Here is an 18,302-nt window from a genome sequence, read left to right as displayed (position 1 = left end):
TCAATCACTGCTTGACGGTCAGGGCTTCCAGCTTGCCACTGTTGCCGTAAATATAAAGCATGTCGCCAACGACCAGCGGGCGAGCCCGTACACCGTCACTGTCGACCCGAGTACGGCTGACGAAACGACCGTCGACCTGACTCAGCAGGTGGACGTAACCTTCCAGGTCGCCCACCGCGATGTAGCTGGAAAACACTTCGGGAGCCGACAGCTGGCGACGTGCCAGTTGATCATTGCTCCACAGGGCGGTGGTGGAACGCTCGTCGACGCCCTCCACAGTGCCCGAGGCCAGGCTGGTGTAGACGTTGCCGAAGCCCTGCGCGACACCTGCGTAACTGGACGCATCGCGCTGCCACAGTACACGCCCGCTTTCCAGGTCCAGGCCGGCCATGCGACCCTGGTAGGTGGTCACATACAGCGTGCCGCCGGACAACAGCAGGCCACCGTCGATGTCGACCACGCGATCCAGTTCGGAACGGCCCTGAGGCACGGCGACCCGAGCTTCCCAGACCGGCACGCCGTTGGAGATGTCGAGCGCAACGACCTTGCCAGTCGACAGTCCGGCGATCGCCAGCTGATTGGTCACCAGGGGTGCGCCCGTACCGCGCAGGGTCAACACCGCTGGAGTGCTGTCGTAGATCCAGCGCTGATCACCGGTGCTGGCATCCAGTCCGATCAGGCGATCGTCCTGGGTCTGCACCACCACGACGTTGCCGTTGTTGGCCGGTGGCGCGAGCACTTCGCTGTTCACGCGTTTTTTCCAGCGTTGCTCACCCGTGTCGGCGTCGAGTGCGATCACGTCGCCGCGCAAGGTGCCCAGGGTCACCAGGCCGTAGCTTACGCCCACGGCACCGGAAACCGGCTGGTCCAGGTCTTTCTTCCACAGGACGTCGCCCGTCATGCGGTTCATCGCGACTACCTCGCCCGTCACATCGGCGGCGTAGATGCGATCGTTCTCGATCGCTGGCACGAGCATGTTGTAGGTCTTGCCCTGGCCGTCGCCGATACCACGGCTCCAGACCTTCTGCAAGGACACTTCTTCCTTGAAGTCGGTGAGTTCGGCCGGGGGCAGTTCCTTCTTGCTGTTGCTGCTGCAACCCACGGCCATCAAGGCCAGGGCCAGCAATGCTGCATGTTTCCAACGGATCACGTCACGCATCCCCTTTGGCCAGGTCGTCGAGCTTGATTTGAAGGCCACCCACTGCCGCTTCATCGGACAGCGCAGCCTTGGCTTTTTGATAGGCGGCATAGGCGTCGTCGCTGCGGCCCAGTTGCACCAGCAGGTCACCCTTGAGTTCTTCGCGGGCTGCCAGGAACGCCTTGTCGGCATCGCCGTCGAGCAGCTTCAAGGCGTCTTCGGCCTTGTTCTGCGCGGCCAGGACCTGCGCCAGGCGCTGACGCGCCACTTCGCCCAGGGTAGTGTCGACCGGCTTGTCGACCACCGTCTTGAGTTCGGCGGCGGCATCATCGAGCTTGCCGGCATCGACGGCGGCCTTGGCCAGAAACAGGCTGGCGTACTGCGCATAGGCAGTGCCGCCGAACTCGTTCTTGAGCTTGCCGGCCAGGTCTGCCACCTGGGCGGTATCGGGCTTGCCGGTCGGGGTCAGGCTGGCTTCCAGCAACTGCTGGTACAGGTTGGAAGCGCTCTGTGACTGGTTGCTCTGATAGCGGGTCCAGGCTTGCCAGCCGAACACGACCACCAGGGCCAGCAGGCCACCGGTCACCAGGGGCTTGCCGTTACGCTGCCACCAGTCCTTGAGTTCGCCCATTTGTTCGTCTTCGGTACTCGACACCCCAATGCTCCTATTCGCGCAAATGCTTGATGCTTGCTTGATTCAGCCCTGCACAACGCAGGTCGCCAGATGGTCGGCCAACGCCGACCAGGCAATGTTCTGTTGTTCGCCCTGGCCGCGCAGGGGTTTGAAACCTACCACTTGTTGGGCCAGTTCGTCGTCCCCCAGGATCAAGGCGTACAAGGCACCGCTCTTGTCGGCCTTCTTGAACTGGCTCTTGAAACTGCCGGCACCGGCGTTGACCATCAGGCGCAGGCCTGGCACCTGGTCGCGCAGCCGCTCGGCGAGGGTCAGACCTGCCAACTCGGCCTGTTCGCCGAAAGCGCAGAGGTAGACGTCGACCTGCCGGGCAATGGATTCGGGCACCTGTTCCAGGGTTTCGAGCAACAGGATCAGACGTTCGATGCCCATGGCAAAACCCACGCCCGGCGTCGGTTTGCCACCCATCTGCTCGACCAGGCCGTCATAGCGGCCGCCGGCACAGACGGTGCCCTGAGCGCCCAGCTTGTCGGTGACCCACTCGAAAACGGTCTTGCTGTAGTAGTCCAGGCCCCGCACCAGCTTGGGATTGATCACGTAGGGAATGCCAGCGGCATCCAGACGCGCCTTCAAGCCCTCGAAATGCACGCGCGACTCTTCGTCGAGATAATCGGCAAGCTTCGGCACGTTGACCAATACCGCCTGGGTTTCCGGGTGCTTGGTATCGAGCACGCGCAACGGGTTGGTCTTCAGGCGGCGCTGGCTGTCTTCGTCGATCTGGTCCAGGTGCGCGGTGAGAAATTCCACCAACGCCTCGCGGTAGCGACCGCGGGCTTCGCTGGTGCCCAGGCTGTTGAGTTCCAGGGTGACCGCGTCGCGAATGCCCAGCAGTTTCCACAGGCGCCAGGTCAGCACGATCAGCTCGGCGTCGATGTCCGGACCGTCGAGGTTGAACACTTCCAGGCCGATCTGGTGGAACTGGCGATAGCGCCCCTTCTGCGGCCGTTCATGGCGAAACATCGGGCCCATGTACCAGAGCTTCTGCACCTGGCCACCACCGCTCAGGCCATGTTCGAGCACCGCGCGGACACAGGCTGCCGTGCCTTCGGGGCGCAGCGTGAGGGAATCACCGTTGCGATCCTCGAAGGTGTACATCTCCTTTTCGACGATATCGGTGACTTCGCCGATGGAGCGCTTGAACAGGTCGGTGAACTCGACGATGGGCATGCGGATCTGGCGGTAGCCGTAACCGTCCAGCAAACCGGCCACGGTGCCTTCGAAGTAACGCCACAGCGGCGTCTGCTCCGGCAGGATGTCATTCATGCCACGAATGGCTTGCAGAGTCTTGCTCACAAAATATCCTTAGAAATCCCTGTTAGCCGCGGACGATCAACGCCGCATCGGCTTCGACCTTTTCCGCTGCCTTCTGCCGGATCAGCTTCTCGAGCTCATCCACCAGGTTGTCGTTGGTCAGTTTCTGCGACGGCTTGCCGTCGATGTAGATCAGGTTCGGCGTGCCGCCGGTGAGGCCGACATGGGCTTCCTTGGCTTCGCCCGGACCGTTGACCACGCAACCGATGACCGCGACGTCCAGCGGCACCAGCAGGTCTTCGAGACGGCCTTCGAGTTCGTTCATGGTCTTGACCACGTCGAAGTTCTGCCGCGAGCAGCTGGGGCAGGCGATGAAGTTGATGCCGCGCGAACGCAGGCGCAACGACTTGAGAATGTCGTAGCCGACCTTGACCTCTTCCACCGGATCGGCCGCCAGCGAGATGCGGATGGTGTCGCCGATGCCGTCGGCCAGCAACATGCCCAGGCCGACCGCCGACTTGACCGTACCCGAACGCAGGCCTCCGGCTTCGGTGATCCCCAGGTGCAATGGCTGGACGATCTGCTTGGCCAGCAAGCGATAGGCGTCGACGGCCATGAACACGTCGGACGCTTTCACGCTGACCTTGAAGTCGTGGAAATCCAGGCGCACCAGATGCTCGACATGACGCAGCGCCGACTCGACCAGCGCTTCCGGGGTCGGTTCGCCGTACTTCTTCTGCAGGTCCTTTTCCAGTGAGCCTGCGTTGACGCCGATACGGATCGGGATGCCACGATCGCGCGCGGCATCGACCACGGCGCGCACGCGGTCTTCACGACCGATGTTGCCGGGGTTGATGCGCAGGCAGTCCACACCCAGCTCGGCCACCCGCAGGGCGATCTTGTAGTCGAAGTGGATGTCGGCCACCAGCGGCACGCTGACGCGCTGCTTGATGCGCCCGAAGGCCTCGGCGGCATCCATGTCGGGCACGGACACGCGCACGATGTCGGCGCCGGCATCGACCAGGCGCTGGATCTGCCCGACGGTGGCATCGACATCATTGGTGTCGGTGTTGGTCATGCTCTGCACGGCGATGGGCGCATCGCCCCCCACCGGTACCGAGCCGACCCATATTTTGCGCGATTCGCGGCGCTTGATCGGAGATTCACCGTGCATGTTATTGCCCCAGCTTCATGCGAGCAGTATTGCCCTTGGTAAAGGGTGCGACATCCACCGCTTGACCGTTGTAAGTCACCTGGGCGGCATTGGCCACGCCCAGGCGTATGGAAAGCGGCGGCTTGCCGCTGACCTGAAGATTTTCGCCACTGCGCTTGAGACCGCTGTACAGCACCTTGCCGGTGGCATCGGTGACCTGGGTCCAGCAGTCGGCGACGAAATTCATGCCGACCTGGCCATGCCCGGCCACGGGCGCCTCGACTGGCGCAGGCGTTGCGACAGGGGCCGGCGCGGCAGGTGTTGTCGCTGCATTAGGTACAGGTGCGGGAACAGGCGTGGCAACGGTTGCAGGGGTCTGCGCAACGGTCGCAGATGGCTGGGTAGTCGTGGTCGCCGGTGTGCCGGTAGTGGCCGGGTCAACCGGGGTTTGGCCCTGCCCCAGGCTCAACGCGGTGGGTTCGCCTTCGCGAGCAGCTACCACGGCCTGGTCTTCAGGCTCGTCCAGTGGATGAATCTGGGTCGTGCCGTCGGCGCTTTCGACTTCGACGTGCTCCAGCGCAACGTTGGTCGGATCGGTGCCACGGGCAGTGGTCTTGTCCTGCCACCAGAGGAAGCCGCCACCCACCAGGGCCAGCACCAGCATCAGGCTGACGATGCGCAGCAGGTTGTGGGCCAGGCGCGAAGGTTCTTCGATGCGGCCCAGGCCATGCACGTTGCTGCCCTGCGCGTTGGTGCCGGTGTACTGATCGAACGCCTGCACCAGCACGGCCTGATCCAGGCCGAGCAATTTGGCATAGGCACGGATGTAGCCACGGGAAAAAGTGTGGCCGGGCAGCTTGTCGAACGCGCCCGCTTCCAGGTTGGCCAAGGAGGCCGGGGTGAGGTTCAGCCGCGCGGCCACCTCGGGCAACGACCACGCTTTGCCTTCACGGGCCTGACGCAAGGTATCGCCGGGGTTTACACGAGAGCCTGCTGCTACTTCGGGATGCGCCGCTTTCATCTTTGCTCCGACAGGTATTGCTGATATTCCGGCGTACCGGGATAAAGCCGTTTGAGTTGCAGGCCATAACTGGCGGCCTTGTTCTTGTCTTCGTAGACTTTCGCCAGACGCGTGCCGAGCAGCAGGCTGCGCGCGGTTTGCTCGCTCAACTGGGTGAACCGGTCGAAATACTCCTTGGCCGGCACATACTGCATGTCCTGGTACGACATTTCAGCCATTTCCAGCAGCGCCCGCGGCTGCTGGCGGTTGAGCCGCAGCGCTTTCTCCAGGTTCTGCCGTGCCACCTCGCGCTGGCCCAGGGCCGCCGCTGTCATGCCAAGGTTTTCGAAGACCCGCGAGCGCTCTGGATAGAGCGTGTCGGCGGCGGCCTTCTCGAACAGTTCGTAGGCTTCCTTGTAGCGTTTCTGTTCATACAGGAAGCTGCCGTAGTTGTTCAGGATACGGGCATCGCTGCGTGCGTTCAAAGCCTTGCGAAAGTGCTGTTCGGCAAGCTCGGGTTCCATTTCCGCCTGGAACACCAGGGCCAGTGCCGCATTGGCGTCGGCGTCGGAACCGTTGAGCTCCAGGGCCTTCTTCAAGGGAATCTTGGCCCGCTCGGTACTGCCTTCCTGCAGGTACCCCAGACCCAGCTGCACGTAGGCCTGACGCGCCTCGTCCCGACCCTTGCTGGTGTCCATCGGATTGACCTTGCCCGTGGTGACGCAACCGGTCAGCAAGGCGAAGACGATCAGCAGCGCGGCGCGCAGGGTCATGGAGTTCCTCTCGTTCAGTTCCGATTCGCGGCAGTTTGCGGCATATCGGCCTCAGCGCCTAATTGGCGTACGGCGATGTAGCGTTCACTGCGACGCGTGCGGTCCATGACCTGCCCCACCAACTGACCACAGGCGGCGTCGATGTCCTCGCCACGGGTGGTGCGCACGGTCACGTTGAAGCCGGCCTGGTGCAGGTGATCCTGGAAACGGCGGATGGCGTTGTTGCTCGGCCGCTCGTAGCCGGAATGAGGGAACGGGTTGAACGGAATCAGGTTGATCTTGCACGGCACGTTCTTGAGCAGTTCGACCATTTCGATGGCATGGTCGAGCTGATCGTTGACGTCCTTGAGCAGGGTGTACTCGATGGTCAGCACACGCTTTTCGCCCAGTTGCGACATGTAGCGCTGGCACGACTCGAGCAGCATCTTGAGCGGGTACTTCTTGTTGATCGGTACCAGCTGGTTGCGCAGTGCGTCGTTGGGCGCATGCAGCGACAGGGCCAGGGACACGTCGATGTGATCGGCGAGCACGTCGATCATCGGCACGACACCCGAGGTCGACAGGGTGACCCGGCGTTTGGAGATGCCATAGCCCAGGTCATCCATCATCAGGCGCATGGCCGAGATGACGTTGTCGAAGTTCAGCAGCGGCTCGCCCATGCCCATCATCACCACGTTGGTGATGGCACGGTCGACGGTCGCCGGGACGCTGCCGAAGGATTTGTTGGCAATCCACACCTGGCCGATGACTTCGGCGGCGGTGAGGTTGCTGTTGAAGCCTTGTTTGCCGGTGGAGCAGAAACTGCAATCCAGGGCACAGCCCGCCTGGGACGAAACACACAAGGTACCGCGCTTGCCCTGGGGGATGTAGACGGTCTCGACGCAGCTGCCGGACGCCACGCGCACCACCCATTTGCGGGTGCCGTCGGTGGAGATGTCCTCGCTGACCACTTCGGGGCCGCGGATCTCGGCACAGGCCTTGAGCTTTTCGCGCAGGGCCTTGCCGACGTTGGTCATGGCATCGAAATCGTCCACGCCAAAATGGTGAATCCACTTCATGACCTGACCGGCACGAAAGCGCTTCTCCCCGATCGAGTCGAAGAACTGTTCCATTTCCGGTTGAGTCAGCCCCAACAGGTTCGTCTTGCCAGTCATATCAGTCATGGATTCACCTTCACTCGTGAGCCGTAGCTTAGCGAGTGGTTACTTCGGTAGTAGCGAAGAAGTATGCGATTTCGCGAGCAGCAGCGGCTTCGGAGTCCGAACCGTGAACGGCGTTGGCGTCGATCGACTCGGCGAAGTCGGCGCGGATGGTACCGGCAGCGGCTTCTTTAGGGTTGGTGGCACCCATCAGCTCGCGGTTCAGGGCGATGGCGTTCTCGCCTTCCAGAACCTGAACGACAACCGGGCCGGAAGTCATGAAGGCAACCAGTTCACCGAAGAAGCCACGAGCGCTGTGCTCGGCGTAGAAGCCTTCGGCCTCGGCCTTGGACAGTTGCTTGAGTTTCGAGGCAACGACGCGCAGACCGGCTTTTTCGAAACGAGTGGTGATCTCGCCGATGACGTTCTTGGCGACAGCGTCGGGCTTGATGATGGAGAAAGTACGTTGAACAGCCATGTGAAACTCCAGAAACGGTGATTGAAGCGAAAAATTAAACCCGCGAATTATACGCGGGTTCCGGGGTATTGCCTAACCTGCAAATCGATCAGTCTTTTTCGGCGGCCCAGAGGGTCTGCACCGCTTCGAGCACCTTCTCGCCGACGCGACCGGAGGTGTCGTCGAAATCCGGAAGCGCCTTGATCATTTGCTGCAGGCGGGTGAAGCCGATCGAATACGGGTCCAGATCCGGGTGCTGCTCTTCCAGCTCCTCGGCGATCCGCTGTACATCATTCCAACCATAGCTCATGACAATCCCTCGGTCAGTGCGGCGCTTCGGCGGCGTGATTGAGCGAGTACTTGGGAATCTCGACGGTGATGTCCTCGGTGCCGACCTTGGCCTGGCAGCTCAGACGCGAAGTCGGCTCCAGCCCCCAGGCGCGGTCGAGGAAGTCTTCTTCCAGCTCGTCGGCTTCTTCCAGCGTGTTGAAACCGGCGCGGATCACGCAGTGGCAGGTGGTGCAGGCGCAGACGCCGCCGCAGGCACTCTCGATCTCGATGTGATGATCGTGGGCGACGTCGAGCAGCGACCTGCCGGTTTCAGCCTCGACCACCATACCGTCCGGGCAATGCTCGGCGTGGGGCAGAAATGTCACCTTCGGCATCAGTTATTCCTCAATTTCATTCAGGTTGCGCCCTGACAGGGCGTCTTTCACGGCATTGTTCATGCGACGCGCGGCGAACGCATCGGTCACCTGCGACAGCAGCTTGGTCTGCTGTTCGATGGCCGGACCGTCACTGCCTTTGACCAGCGCGCGCAACTCGTCCATCTGCAGGCCGATCACCATGCGCTCCTCGTCGTCGAGCAGACGCTCGCCGTCGGCGTCCAGCGCGGCCTGTACGGCCTCGATCAGACGCTCACCGTCGACCTGGTGTTCACGCAACTGGCGAGCGACCTTGTCGTCACCGGCGTACTGGAAGGAATCGGTGAGCATCCGGGCGATCTCGCCGTCGGTCAGACCGTAGGACGGCTTGACCTGAATGCTCGCCTCGACGCCCGAACCCAGCTCGCGGGCGGACACACTAAGCAGTCCATCGGCGTCGACCTGGAAGGTGACGCGAATCTTCGCCGCACCAGCCACCATGGCAGGAATGCCGCGCAGTTCGAAACGGGCCAGGGACCGGCAGTCGCTGATCAGCTCGCGCTCACCCTGCAGCACATGCACCAGCAGCGCCGACTGGCCGTCTTTATAAGTGGTGAAATCCTGGGCACGGGCGACGGGAATGGTGGTGTTGCGCGGAATCACCTTCTCCATCAGCCCGCCCATGGTTTCCAGACCCAGGGACAAGGGAATGACGTCGAGCAGTAGCAGTTCGCCGCCGTCACGCTTGTTGCCGGCCAGCGTATCGGCCTGGATGGCGGCACCGATAGCCACGACCTGATCCGGGTCGATGTCGGTCAGGGGCTGGCGCCCGAACAGCTCGCCCACCGCTTCACGCACACGCGGAACGCGGGTGGAACCGCCGACCATGACCACGGCGAGAATCTCGTCGATCTCGATGTTCGCGTCACGCACGGCGCGTCGGCACGCCTTGAGGCTGCGCGCGACCATGGGTTCGATCAGGGCCTGGAAAGCATCACGGGTGAGTTCCGCAGTCCAACTGCCGTAGGTGATGGTGGTGCTGTGCGCCTGGCTCAACGCTTCCTTGGCAGCGCAGGCCGCTTGGAGCAATTGGCGTTGCGCACCAGGATCGAGGTTGGCGGATACACCGGCCTGCTCGACGATCCAGCCGGCGATGGCATGGTCGAAATCGTCGCCGCCCAGCGCGCTGTCGCCGCCGGTGGCCAGCACTTCGAACACACCGCCGGTGAGGCGCAGGATGGAAATGTCGAACGTCCCGCCGCCCAGGTCGTAGATCGCCACCAGCCCTTCGGCGTGTTGATCCAGGCCATAGGCCACGGCCGCGGCGGTGGGCTCGTTGAGCAGGCGCAAGACGTTCAGACCGGCCAGACGCGCAGCGTCCTTGGTGGCCTGGCGCTGGGCATCGTCGAAATAGGCAGGCACGGTGATCACCGCCCCCACCAGCTCGCCACCCAGGGTGTCTTCGGCACGCTGACGCAAGGCCTTGAGGATGTCGGCGGACACTTCCACCGGACTCTTCGGGCCTTGCGCAGTTTCGATGAACGGCATGTGCGACTCGCCACCGACGAAGCGGTAGGGCAATTGCTCGCCCAGTTGCTTGACGTCGGTCAGGCCGCGGCCCATCAGACGCTTGACCGAGAGCACGGTGTTGAGCGGATCGCTGGCAGCGGCGGCCTTGGCAGCCGCTCCCACTTCGATGCGGTCGGCATGATAGCGCACGGCGGACGGCAGGATGACCTGCCCGTCTGCGTCCGCCAGGGGTTCGGAGAGACCGCTGCGCAGCGCAGCGACCAGCGAATTGGTAGTGCCCAGGTCGATCCCCACGGCCAGACGACGCTGGTGTGGTTGAGGACTCTGGCCAGGTTCGGCGATCTGCAGTAGGGCCATGCTTATCAGGTCAGGAATTCAGGCGTGCGGCCGTAGCGACACTGGGTTAATCGTCGAGGCGCTCTTCGAGCTGGCGCACTTCATAGGAAAGCTTGTCGAGGAACTGCATGCGCCGCATCAGGCGTTCGGCCTGTTCGCGTTGCGCAGCGTCATCCCAACAGGCAGCGAAGCTGTCTTCGAGTTCAGCCTGCGCGGTCTTGACCCGGCGCTTGAACGTTGCCACGCCCGCCAGGTCGGCGCTGTCCTGCAGGTCTTCGAGCTCTTCTCGCCACTGCATCTGCTGCAGAAGAAAGTCCGGATCGTGGACCGTGACTTCCTGCGGTACTTCCTGGCCACTGATGGACAGCAAATAGCGCGCACGCTTGGGCGCCGCCTTCAAGGTCTGGTAGGCGTCGTTCAGGCCCGCAGACTTTTCGAGGGCCTGACGCTGCTCACGCTCGGAGGCATCGGCAAAGCGATCGGGATGGACCTCACGGGCCAACTCGCGATAGCGCGTGGCCAGTTGATCGAGGTCCAGGCGAAAGCCGGGCTTGAGGTCGAACAGGGCGAAATGACAAGGAGTACCCACGGATGTGCCTCAGATATTGAAGCTTTCGCCGCAGCCACATTCGCCGCGCACGTTGGGGTTGTTGAACTTGAAGCCTTCGTTCAACCCTTCCTTGACGAAATCGAGTTCGGTGCCGTCCAGGTAGACCAGGCTCTTGGGATCGATGATCACCTTGACGCCATGGTTCTCGAAGACCTTGTCTTCGCTACCGGCTTCATCGACGAACTCCAGCACGTAGGCCAAGCCCGAGCAACCGGTGGTGCGTACGCCCAAGCGAATGCCGTCACCCTTGCCACGCCCTTGGAGGGAACGACGAACATGGTTGGCGGCGGCTTCTGTCATGCTGATAGCCATCGTGACTCCTTACCTGCAAACGGTTTCGCGCGAACGGTCACCCGCACCGCGCTGTATCGAACCTTCGACTGTGTCCAGCTTCGCTCTGACTCAGAGCAGACCTTTCTTCTGCTTGTAGTCGCGCACAGCCGCCTTGATGGCGTCCTCGGCGAGCACCGAGCAGTGAATCTTCACCGGCGGCAACGCCAGTTCTTCGGCCAGCTGGGTATTCTTGATGGTTTCGGCTTCGTCCAGGGTCTTGCCCTTCATCCACTCGGTGGCGAGGGAGCTGGAAGCGATGGCGGAACCGCAGCCGTAGGTCTTGAACTTGGCATCTTCGATGATGCCCTGCTCGTTGACACGGATCTGCAGACGCATCACATCGCCGCACGCCGGAGCGCCGACCATGCCGGTGCCGACGTCGGCATCTTCGGCGTCCATCTTGCCCACGTTACGTGGGTTTTCGTAGTGGTCGATGACCTTTTCACTGTAAGCCATGGTATTGATCCTTACTGAAACTCATCAGGTAAGCCGCTCTTGTCGGCAGCTACTTAGTGCGCCGCCCACTCGATCTTCGAGATATCGACACCGTCTTTGTACATGTCCCACAGCGGCGACAGAGCGCGCAGCTTGGTGACGGCCTCGCAGACTTTCTGCGCGGCGTAATCGACTTCTTCTTCGGTGGTGAAGCGACCGAAGGTGAAACGGATGGAGCTGTGGGCCAACTCGTCGTTGCGGCCCAGGGCGCGCAGTACATACGAGGGCTCGAGCGAGGCCGAGGTGCACGCCGAACCGGAAGACACTGCCAGGTCCTTGAGGGCCATGATCAGCGACTCGCCTTCGACATAGTTGAAGGACAGGTTCAGGTTGTGCGGCACACGGGCCGTCAGGCTGCCGTTGACGTACAGCTCTTCGAGGTTCTCGACCTGCTGGTAGAAGCGATCGCTCAGCGCCTTGATGCGCAGGTTTTCGCTGGCCATGGTTTCCTTGGCGATGCGGAAGGCTTCGCCCATGCCGACGATCTGATGCGTGGCCAGGGTGCCCGAACGCATGCCGCGCTCGTGACCACCGCCGTGCATGGCCGCTTCGAGGCGAACACGCGGCTTGCGGCTGACGTACAGCGCGCCGATACCCTTGGGACCGTAGGTCTTGTGCGCCGAGAACGACATCAGGTCGACCTTCAGTGCCGACAGGTCGATCTCGACCTTGCCGGTGGACTGGGCGGCATCGACGTGGAACAGCACGCCGCGCGAACGAGTCAGCTCGCCGATGGCAGCGATGTCGTTGATCACGCCGATTTCGTTGTTCACATGGATGACCGAGACCAGGATGGTGTCGTCACGCATGGCCGCCTCGATCATGGCCGGAGTGACCAGACCATCGGTGCCGGGCTCCAGATAGGTGACGTCGAAACCTTCACGCTCGAGCTGGCGGGTGGTATCCAGGACCGCCTTGTGCTCGATCTTGGTGGTGATGATGTGCTTTCCCTTGGTCTGGTAGAAGTGCGCCACACCTTTGATCGCGAGGTTGTCGGACTCGGTGGCACCGCTGGTCCAGACGATCTCGCGCGGGTCGGCACCGACCAGATCAGCCACTTGGCGACGGGCGTTCTCGACGGCTTCTTCAGCTTTCCAGCCGAACACGTGCGAACGGGAAGCCGGGTTACCGAAGTTCCCGTCCATCTGCAGGCATTCGATCATCTTCTGTGCAACGCGAGGATCCACTGGCGTGGTCGCGGAGTAATCGAGGTAAATCGGCAACTTCATTGGTATCTCCTATCAGGCGGCTAACCTGGCTTTCTCATTCGACGGCAGACGTTTCGATCTTGTCCAGGCGCTGCATGCGGCCGTTGCTGTTGCAACGACGCAGATCCTGGCGCTGAGCGACTTCTTGCACCTCACGGCGAGTGACAAGGTCGGACAGACTGATACCGCTCAAAAATTCGTGAATCTGCTGGCTGAGGTCACACCACAGGTGGTGGGTCAGGCAGGTGTCACCGGCGTGGCAATCACCCAGGCCCTGGCACTTGGTGGCATCGACCGATTCGTTGACCGCGTCGATGACCTGTGCAACCTGGATGCCTTCCATTTCGCGGGACAGCTGATAACCACCGCCGGGACCACGCACGCTGGACACCAGGTTGCCCCGGCGCAGCTTGGCGAACAGTTGCTCCAGGTAGGACAGGGATATGCCCTGACGCTCGGAGATGTCGGCCAATGAGACCGGGCCACGCTGCGCGTGCAATGCCAGGTCGAGCATGGCAGTGACGGCGTATCGGCCTTTCGTTGTCAGTCGCATGGCTAGTACCACGGGTTCTCGGAATAGGTTCGATCATCCTATTTCCGAGTAAATTTGTCAACTATAAGTCCTACTGAATTACTAGGACTTGGGTGCAAAAACGGCGGCGCAATGGTAGCAGACTAATGATGCCGATTGGGGCCTGTGTGACGGCGCGGATCAGGACTGCGCCTTGCGCTCCGCGCCTTGCACGCATTCGAAGTCTTCGTCGCGCAAGGGCGGCAGGTCCTTGGCGCAGTAGTCGCTGCCCAGGCGGTTCAGCGCGCCACACATGCCTTCCAGACGCCCGTCCACCGCATGCAGATGATCGAGCAGCTGGCCGATGGCCCGCGCTACCGGGTCCGGCATGTCCTCGCCGCCGACGCCATAGGCATCGAAACCGATCTTCTCGGCCATGGCCTTGCGCCGCGCGTCCAGCTCGTCATCGCTTTTGACGATGATCTTGCCGGGTATCCCGACCACGGTCGCGCCGGGCGGCACTTCCTTGGTCACCACCGCATTGGAGCCGACCTTGGCCCCGGCACCCACCGTGAACGGCCCGAGCACCTTGGCCCCCGCCCCCACCACCACGCCATCGGCCAGGGTCGGATGGCGCTTGCCCTTGTTCCAGCTGGTGCCGCCCAAGGTCACACCCTGATAGATCGTCACGTCGTCACCGATCTCGGCCGTCTCGCCGATCACGATGCCCATGCCGTGGTCGATGAAGAAGCGCCGCCCCACCGTCGCACCGGGATGGATCTCGATGCCCGTCATCCAGCGACCGAAGTTGGACACCACCCGCGCCAGCCACTTCAGGTCGCGCTTCCACAAGGCATGGGCGGCCCGATGCAGCCAGATGGCGTGCATGCCCGGGTAGCAGGTCAACACCTCAAACGCATTGCGCGCGGCCGGATCGCGATGAAAAACACTCTGGATATCTTCCCGCAGACGTTCGAACATTTATTGATCCTTGCGCTTATGCGGCTCGCCCCGAGCGACCTTTTGGGTCTCGGTGAGAATGCCGCGCAAAATACTCATTTCCGACTTGTTCACGGCGCTGCGCCCGAACAGGCGGCGCAGGCGAGCCATCAGGTGCCGTGGCTTTTCCGGGTCGAGAAAGGCGATGTCGACCAGGGTGTCCTGCAGATGGCCATAGAAGCGCTCCATTTCGTCGCTGGTGGCCAGCTCCTCGGTCTTGTCCAGTGCCGGTGCCGGACGCTTGCCCGCCAGCCAGGCCATGCGCACTTCATACCCGAGCACCTGCACCGCCGCCGCCAGGTTCAACGAACTGAAATCCGGATTGGACGGGATGTGCACATGGAAATGACAGCGCTGCAGCTCATCGTTGGTCAAGCCGGCGTGCTCGCGACCGAACACCAGCGCGATCTCCTTGCCCTGCCCGGCCTCCTCGATGACCTTCTCGCCACACTCGCGGGGATCCACCAGCGGCCACGGCAGGCTGCGGTCGCGGGCGCTGGTGCCCAGCACCACGGTGCAGCCCACCAACGCCTCTTCCAGGGTGGCGACCACCTGGGCGTTTTCCAGCACGTCGCTGGCGCCCGATGCGCGGGCGTCGGCTTCGGGCGACGGGAACTCGCGGGGCTCAACCAGGACCAGCCGTGACAACCCCATGTTTTTCATGGCGCGCGCCGCGCCACCGATGTTGCCGGGATGGCTGGTATTGACGAGGACGACTCGGATGTTATCCAGCACGGCTAGGGCTCTGTGTCGGGGAAAGGGCGGCAAATATTACAGAAGGCCTATAACTAAGGCTATGTCCCTCTTCTTGTCCACGACTTTTCTGCTAGAATGCGCGGCTTTCTTTAACGACCTTAGGTGAAACGTCCATGCAGCCCATGCTGAATATCGCGCTGCGCGCCGCCCGCAGCGCCAGTGAATTGATCTTCCGCTCCATCGAGCGCCTGGATACCATCAAGGTCGACGAGAAAGATGCCAAGGACTACGTGTCCGAAGTCGATCGCGCTGCCGAACAGAAAATCATCGACGCCCTGCGCAAGGCCTACCCGACCCACGGCATCCGTGGCGAAGAGACCGGTTTCCATGCCGGCAGCGGTGAAGGCGAAGACTACCTCTGGATCATCGACCCACTGGACGGCACCACCAACTTCCTGCGCGGCGTACCGCACTTCGCCGTCAGCATCGCTTGCAAGTACCGTGGTCGCCTGGAACACGCCGTCGTGCTCGATCCTGTCCGCCAGGAAGAATTTACCGCCAGCCGTGGCCGTGGCGCCCAGCTCAATGGCCGCCGCCTGCGCGTCAGCGGTCGCACCAGCCTGGACGGCGCCCTGCTGGGCACCGGCTTCCCGTTCCGCGACAACCAGATGGACAACCTGGACAACTACCTGGGCATGTTCCGCAGCCTGGTCGGCCAGACCGCCGGCATTCGCCGCGCCGGCGCCGCCAGCCTGGATCTGGCCTACGTTGCCGCTGGCCGCTTCGATGCGTTCTGGGAGTCGGGCCTGTCGGAATGGGACATGGCCGCAGGCGTCCTGCTGATTCAGGAAGCGGGCGGTCTGGTGAGCGATTTCACCGGAGGTCACAACTTCCTGGAAAACGGCCACATCGTTGCCGGTAACACCAAGTGCTTCAAGGCAGTCCTGACTGCCATCCAGCCGCACCTGCCGGCCTCGCTCAAGCGCTGAGACCTGGCACGACAAGAAAAGCACCCCACGGGGTGCTTTTTTCATGGGCGCAATTCGGCCCCCGCCCAGTCAACCCTCGCAGGCGAAAGCCAGTATTCGTCCCAGCATCTCGTCGCATCCGGCCAGCTGCGCAACGCTGACGAACTCATCGGGCTTGTGCCCCTGCGCCATGCTCCCGGGCCCGCACACCACGGTGGCGATGCCTGCCTGATCGAACAGCCCGCCTTCGGTACCGAAGGCCACCGTGGAAAACGCCTGCGAACCGCTGAACCGCGCGATCAAGCGGGCCGCCTCGCTGGCATGGCTGACGTCCAGGCCCGGGTAGCTGGACAGCTCGCTGAACCGAATTGCACTCTGACCACTGATCGCCTGCATGGCCGGCAGCAGCGTGTGCTCGGCGTAGCGTTGCAGGGCTTCGGTCAACTGTCGCGGATCCTCGGCAGGCAGCGAGCGCACCTCGAAATCGAAACGGCAATGCTGCGGAACGATGTTGAGCGCGGTACCGCCACCGATTACACCCACCTGCACCGTGGAAAACGGCGGATCGAAGCGCTCGTTGCGGGCAGCGGGTGCCTGCAGCGCGTCGCCCAGCCGACCCAGCTCGGCAATCAGCCGCGCGGCGTATTCGATGGCATTGACCCCGCTCGGCGCATGGGCCGAATGGCAGGCCAGGCCCTGCACCTCGCAACGCATCGCCAGCTTGCCCTTGTGGCCGAGCACCGGCGCCAGCTCGGTCGGCTCGCCGATCACGCACAACATCGGCTGCACCGGCTTGCCCCGCAGGGCCTCGAGCAGCGAGCGCACGCCCAGGCAACCGACCTCCTCATCGTAGGACAAGGCGATGTGCACCGGTCGACGCAGGGGCGCCTGCACCAGCGCGGGCACCTGTGCCAGTACGCAGGCGATGTAGCCTTTCATGTCTGCCGTGCCGCGGCCGTACAGCTTGCCGTCCGCTTCGCTCAACTGGAACGCAGGATACGTCCAGGCCTGGCCGTCCACCGGCACCACGTCGGTATGACCCGACAGGACGATACCCGGCACATCGGCCGGGCCGATGCTGGCGAACAGATTGGCCTTGCTGCCGTCCTCGTTGTAGATCAGTTCGCTGCTCACGCCGTGCTCGGCCAGGTAGTCGCGAACGAATTCGATCAGGGCAAGGTTGGATTCGCGGCTGGTGGTGTCGAAGGCCACCAAGTGCGCCAGTAGCTCACGGCTGGCGCTCATCGCTCGTCTCCGGGCACGCCATAGCCCGGTGCTACCGCCGGATTCAGGGCACGGTCGATGTAGTCTTGCATCTGCGGTCGATAGGCCTGCCACAATCCCTGCAACTCGCCCAAGGGGTCATGCTCGGCCCAGTCAACGCGCAGATCGACAATGGGCCACGGTAGCTCGCCCACGACCTTCAGCGCCGCCGAGTGCACCGGCCCGGCTTCGCCGCCCGCGGCCAAGCCGGCGAGCATGGCGTGCAGCAGACGCTCGGCAAGATGCCCGGAGGCGTTTTCGAACGCCTCGACCACGGCGTCGACCACGGCGGTTGTGGCCAGCATGTTGCCGGCGGCGACACACTGCTCACCGCTGCGCGCGTGATGAATGCCCAGGGTCTGGCTGCCACTGGCGTGGGCGCTGCGGCCTTGCGCATCGATGGCGATGATCTGGCGATACGCACCGAAGCCGTCGCGGTCCAGCACCTGTTGCAACGCCTGGTCAGGCGACACCTGTTGTTCCAGTTGCGCCAGTGTCTGCGGGCCGAGGGCTGGCAGCGTGATGTTCTGCGACGACACCGCGCCCACACCGGCCACAAGCCACGGGCAGCGAGCACCCACGGCGATGCTCGACGAACTGATGGCGATGCCCAACTGGCCGGTTTCGGCGCAGCGCGCTGCGATGGAAAAGGTCATGGCAGAGAACTCCTCAGTCCGGAATGACGGCGATCACGTCGATTTCCATCAGCCACTGCGGCTGGCCCAGGGCCGAGACCACCAGGCCCGTGGAGATCGGAAAGACACCTTTGAGCCAGCGGCCAACCACGTGATAGACCGGCTCGCGATAACGCGGATCGATGATGTAGGTGGTGGTCTTGACGATGTGCGACAAGTCACTGCCCGCCTCCTCCAGCAACTGCTTGACGTTTTTCATGGCCTGCTCGGCCTGCGCCGCAGGGTCGCCCAGGCCGACCAGGTTGCCGTCGAAATCGGTGCCCACCTGACCGCGCACGTACACGGTATTGCCGGCGCGCACCGCCTGGCACAAATCATTGTCCAGGCTCTGATTGGGGTAGGTGTCCTTGGTGTTGAACATGCGGATGCGTGTATGGGTGACCATGAACGAAGCTCCTTGGCGTGCGCG

The 18,302-nt window shown here is 62.9% G+C and carries 22 protein-coding genes; 1 reads left to right on the top strand and 21 read right to left on the bottom strand.

The annotated features are described in order from the left end of the window. Nucleotides 1-4: 4 nt before the first annotated feature. The 18 genes from bamB to trmJ all read right to left on the bottom strand — a co-directional run bounded on the left by bamB (nt 5) and on the right by trmJ (nt 15,006). Nucleotides 5-1,159, bottom strand: a complete 1,155-nt coding sequence (gene bamB, locus QMX89_RS08865) for an outer membrane protein assembly factor BamB (protein WP_049861907.1) — start codon at nt 1,157-1,159, stop codon at nt 5-7. Continuing rightward, complete coding sequence (locus QMX89_RS08860) at nt 1,152-1,793, bottom strand: tetratricopeptide repeat protein (RefSeq protein ID WP_049861906.1); 642 nt, start codon at nt 1,791-1,793, stop codon at nt 1,152-1,154. Before QMX89_RS08860 ends, bamB begins: the two co-directional genes overlap by 8 nt. A gap of 42 nt (nt 1,794-1,835) precedes the next feature. Beyond that, entirely contained in the window at nt 1,836-3,125 is a 1,290-nt protein-coding gene (hisS, locus tag QMX89_RS08855) for a histidine--tRNA ligase (RefSeq protein ID WP_282347845.1), read from the bottom strand. A gap of 22 nt (nt 3,126-3,147) precedes the next feature. Then, nucleotides 3,148-4,257, bottom strand: coding sequence for a flavodoxin-dependent (E)-4-hydroxy-3-methylbut-2-enyl-diphosphate synthase (gene ispG, locus QMX89_RS08850; protein ID WP_049861904.1), 1,110 nt, complete (start codon nt 4,255-4,257; stop codon nt 3,148-3,150). A gap of 1 nt (nt 4,258) precedes the next feature. After that, on the bottom strand, nt 4,259-5,257 hold the full coding sequence (locus QMX89_RS08845; RefSeq protein ID WP_282347844.1) for a RodZ family helix-turn-helix domain-containing protein: 999 nt from the start codon (nt 5,255-5,257) through the stop codon (nt 4,259-4,261). Next, nucleotides 5,254-6,009, bottom strand: coding sequence for a type IV pilus biogenesis/stability protein PilW (gene pilW / locus QMX89_RS08840; protein ID WP_090356429.1), 756 nt, complete (start codon nt 6,007-6,009; stop codon nt 5,254-5,256). The genes QMX89_RS08845 and pilW overlap by 4 nt, the downstream gene beginning before the upstream one ends. 14 nt (nt 6,010-6,023) lie before the next feature. Next, on the bottom strand, nt 6,024-7,172 hold the full coding sequence (rlmN, locus tag QMX89_RS08835) for a 23S rRNA (adenine(2503)-C(2))-methyltransferase RlmN (RefSeq protein WP_056844991.1): 1,149 nt from the start codon (nt 7,170-7,172) through the stop codon (nt 6,024-6,026). A gap of 28 nt (nt 7,173-7,200) precedes the next feature. Next, entirely contained in the window at nt 7,201-7,626 is a 426-nt protein-coding gene (gene ndk / locus QMX89_RS08830) for a nucleoside-diphosphate kinase (RefSeq protein ID WP_043186559.1), read from the bottom strand. 88 nt (nt 7,627-7,714) lie between these two features. Continuing rightward, nucleotides 7,715-7,915 (bottom strand): Fe-S cluster assembly protein IscX, encoded by a 201-nt coding sequence (gene iscX, locus QMX89_RS08825; protein ID WP_049861900.1) that lies wholly within the window; start codon nt 7,913-7,915, stop codon nt 7,715-7,717. Nucleotides 7,916-7,928: 13 nt separating this feature from the next. Then, a complete protein-coding gene (fdx, locus tag QMX89_RS08820; protein WP_043186555.1) occupies nt 7,929-8,270 on the bottom strand; it encodes an ISC system 2Fe-2S type ferredoxin in 342 nt (113 codons plus the stop codon). 3 nt (nt 8,271-8,273) lie between these two features. Beyond that, nucleotides 8,274-10,136 (bottom strand): Fe-S protein assembly chaperone HscA, encoded by a 1,863-nt coding sequence (hscA, locus tag QMX89_RS08815; protein ID WP_282347843.1) that lies wholly within the window; start codon nt 10,134-10,136, stop codon nt 8,274-8,276. Between the two features lie 46 nt (nt 10,137-10,182). Further along, the gene (gene hscB, locus QMX89_RS08810; protein ID WP_056844989.1) at nt 10,183-10,704 is read right to left on the bottom strand and encodes a co-chaperone HscB; all 522 of its coding nucleotides are present in this window, start codon (nt 10,702-10,704) and stop codon (nt 10,183-10,185) included. Between the two features lie 9 nt (nt 10,705-10,713). After that, nucleotides 10,714-11,037: an iron-sulfur cluster assembly protein IscA gene (gene iscA / locus QMX89_RS08805; protein WP_049861896.1), complete on the bottom strand. Its 324-nt coding sequence runs from the start codon at nt 11,035-11,037 to the stop codon at nt 10,714-10,716. A gap of 90 nt (nt 11,038-11,127) precedes the next feature. Continuing rightward, a complete protein-coding gene (gene iscU, locus QMX89_RS08800; protein ID WP_043186545.1) occupies nt 11,128-11,514 on the bottom strand; it encodes a Fe-S cluster assembly scaffold IscU in 387 nt (128 codons plus the stop codon). A gap of 53 nt (nt 11,515-11,567) precedes the next feature. Continuing rightward, on the bottom strand, nt 11,568-12,782 hold the full coding sequence (locus QMX89_RS08795; protein ID WP_049861895.1) for an IscS subfamily cysteine desulfurase: 1,215 nt from the start codon (nt 12,780-12,782) through the stop codon (nt 11,568-11,570). A 34-nt stretch (nt 12,783-12,816) separates the two neighbouring features. Beyond that, complete coding sequence (gene iscR, locus QMX89_RS08790; protein WP_056844988.1) at nt 12,817-13,314, bottom strand: Fe-S cluster assembly transcriptional regulator IscR; 498 nt, start codon at nt 13,312-13,314, stop codon at nt 12,817-12,819. Nucleotides 13,315-13,473: 159 nt separating this feature from the next. Then, nucleotides 13,474-14,253, bottom strand: coding sequence for a serine O-acetyltransferase (gene cysE / locus QMX89_RS08785; protein WP_282347841.1), 780 nt, complete (start codon nt 14,251-14,253; stop codon nt 13,474-13,476). Continuing rightward, a complete protein-coding gene (gene trmJ, locus QMX89_RS08780) occupies nt 14,254-15,006 on the bottom strand; it encodes a tRNA (cytosine(32)/uridine(32)-2'-O)-methyltransferase TrmJ (protein WP_282347840.1) in 753 nt (250 codons plus the stop codon). Between the two features lie 134 nt (nt 15,007-15,140). On the opposite strand from trmJ, the gene suhB reads away from it, so the two are divergent. Further along, on the top strand, nt 15,141-15,956 hold the full coding sequence (gene suhB / locus QMX89_RS08775; RefSeq protein ID WP_049861891.1) for an inositol-phosphate phosphatase: 816 nt from the start codon (nt 15,141-15,143) through the stop codon (nt 15,954-15,956). Between the two features lie 69 nt (nt 15,957-16,025). Here the strand turns inward: suhB and argE are convergent, their stop codons facing one another. Genes argE through QMX89_RS08760 form a run of 3 tightly spaced genes read right to left on the bottom strand, consistent with a single transcriptional unit; the run spans nt 16,026 to nt 18,278 of the window. After that, nucleotides 16,026-17,180: an acetylornithine deacetylase gene (argE, locus tag QMX89_RS08770; protein WP_282347839.1), complete on the bottom strand. Its 1,155-nt coding sequence runs from the start codon at nt 17,178-17,180 to the stop codon at nt 16,026-16,028. After that, entirely contained in the window at nt 17,177-17,854 is a 678-nt protein-coding gene (locus tag QMX89_RS08765) for a DUF1028 domain-containing protein (RefSeq protein ID WP_282347838.1), read from the bottom strand. Before QMX89_RS08765 ends, argE begins: the two co-directional genes overlap by 4 nt. A 13-nt stretch (nt 17,855-17,867) precedes the next feature. Continuing rightward, complete coding sequence (locus QMX89_RS08760; protein ID WP_049861888.1) at nt 17,868-18,278, bottom strand: RidA family protein; 411 nt, start codon at nt 18,276-18,278, stop codon at nt 17,868-17,870. Nucleotides 18,279-18,302 lie beyond the last annotated feature (24 nt).

Origin of the sequence: Pseudomonas sp. PS01301 (assembly GCF_029960215.1) — a bacterium.
Taxonomy (GTDB): Bacteria; Pseudomonadota; Gammaproteobacteria; order Pseudomonadales; family Pseudomonadaceae; genus Aquipseudomonas; species Aquipseudomonas coleopterorum.
Note: the sequence above shows the minus strand (reverse complement) of the source record. Positions and strands in the feature narration are given on the sequence as shown.

Bases quoted from the DNA above. Each gene is read 5' to 3' on its own strand.
- iscU (WP_043186545.1), bottom strand. From the start codon at position 11,514: ATGGCTTACAGTGAAAAGGTCATCGACCACTACGAAAACCCACGTAAC.
- iscR (WP_056844988.1), bottom strand. From the start codon at position 13,314: ATGCGACTGACAACGAAAGGCCGATACGCCGTCACTGCCATGCTCGAC.
- bamB (WP_049861907.1), bottom strand. From the start codon at position 1,159: ATGCGTGACGTGATCCGTTGGAAACATGCAGCATTGCTGGCCCTGGCC.
- ispG (WP_049861904.1), bottom strand. From the start codon at position 4,257: ATGCACGGTGAATCTCCGATCAAGCGCCGCGAATCGCGCAAAATATGG.
- QMX89_RS08765 (WP_282347838.1), bottom strand. From the start codon at position 17,854: ATGACCTTTTCCATCGCAGCGCGCTGCGCCGAAACCGGCCAGTTGGGC.
- iscA (WP_049861896.1), bottom strand. From the start codon at position 11,037: ATGGCTATCAGCATGACAGAAGCCGCCGCCAACCATGTTCGTCGTTCC.
- hscA (WP_282347843.1), bottom strand. From the start codon at position 10,136: ATGGCCCTACTGCAGATCGCCGAACCTGGCCAGAGTCCTCAACCACAC.
- fdx (WP_043186555.1), bottom strand. From the start codon at position 8,270: ATGCCGAAGGTGACATTTCTGCCCCACGCCGAGCATTGCCCGGACGGT.
- argE (WP_282347839.1), bottom strand. From the start codon at position 17,180: ATGAGCGCCAGCCGTGAGCTACTGGCGCACTTGGTGGCCTTCGACACC.
- pilW (WP_090356429.1), bottom strand. From the start codon at position 6,009: ATGACCCTGCGCGCCGCGCTGCTGATCGTCTTCGCCTTGCTGACCGGT.
- rlmN (WP_056844991.1), bottom strand. From the start codon at position 7,172: ATGACTGATATGACTGGCAAGACGAACCTGTTGGGGCTGACTCAACCG.
- QMX89_RS08845 (WP_282347844.1), bottom strand. From the start codon at position 5,257: ATGAAAGCGGCGCATCCCGAAGTAGCAGCAGGCTCTCGTGTAAACCCC.
- iscX (WP_049861900.1), bottom strand. From the start codon at position 7,915: ATGAGCTATGGTTGGAATGATGTACAGCGGATCGCCGAGGAGCTGGAA.
- cysE (WP_282347841.1), bottom strand. From the start codon at position 14,253: ATGTTCGAACGTCTGCGGGAAGATATCCAGAGTGTTTTTCATCGCGAT.
- ndk (WP_043186559.1), bottom strand. From the start codon at position 7,626: ATGGCTGTTCAACGTACTTTCTCCATCATCAAGCCCGACGCTGTCGCC.
- suhB (WP_049861891.1), top strand. From the start codon at position 15,141: ATGCAGCCCATGCTGAATATCGCGCTGCGCGCCGCCCGCAGCGCCAGT.
- QMX89_RS08795 (WP_049861895.1), bottom strand. From the start codon at position 12,782: ATGAAGTTGCCGATTTACCTCGATTACTCCGCGACCACGCCAGTGGAT.
- QMX89_RS08760 (WP_049861888.1), bottom strand. From the start codon at position 18,278: ATGGTCACCCATACACGCATCCGCATGTTCAACACCAAGGACACCTAC.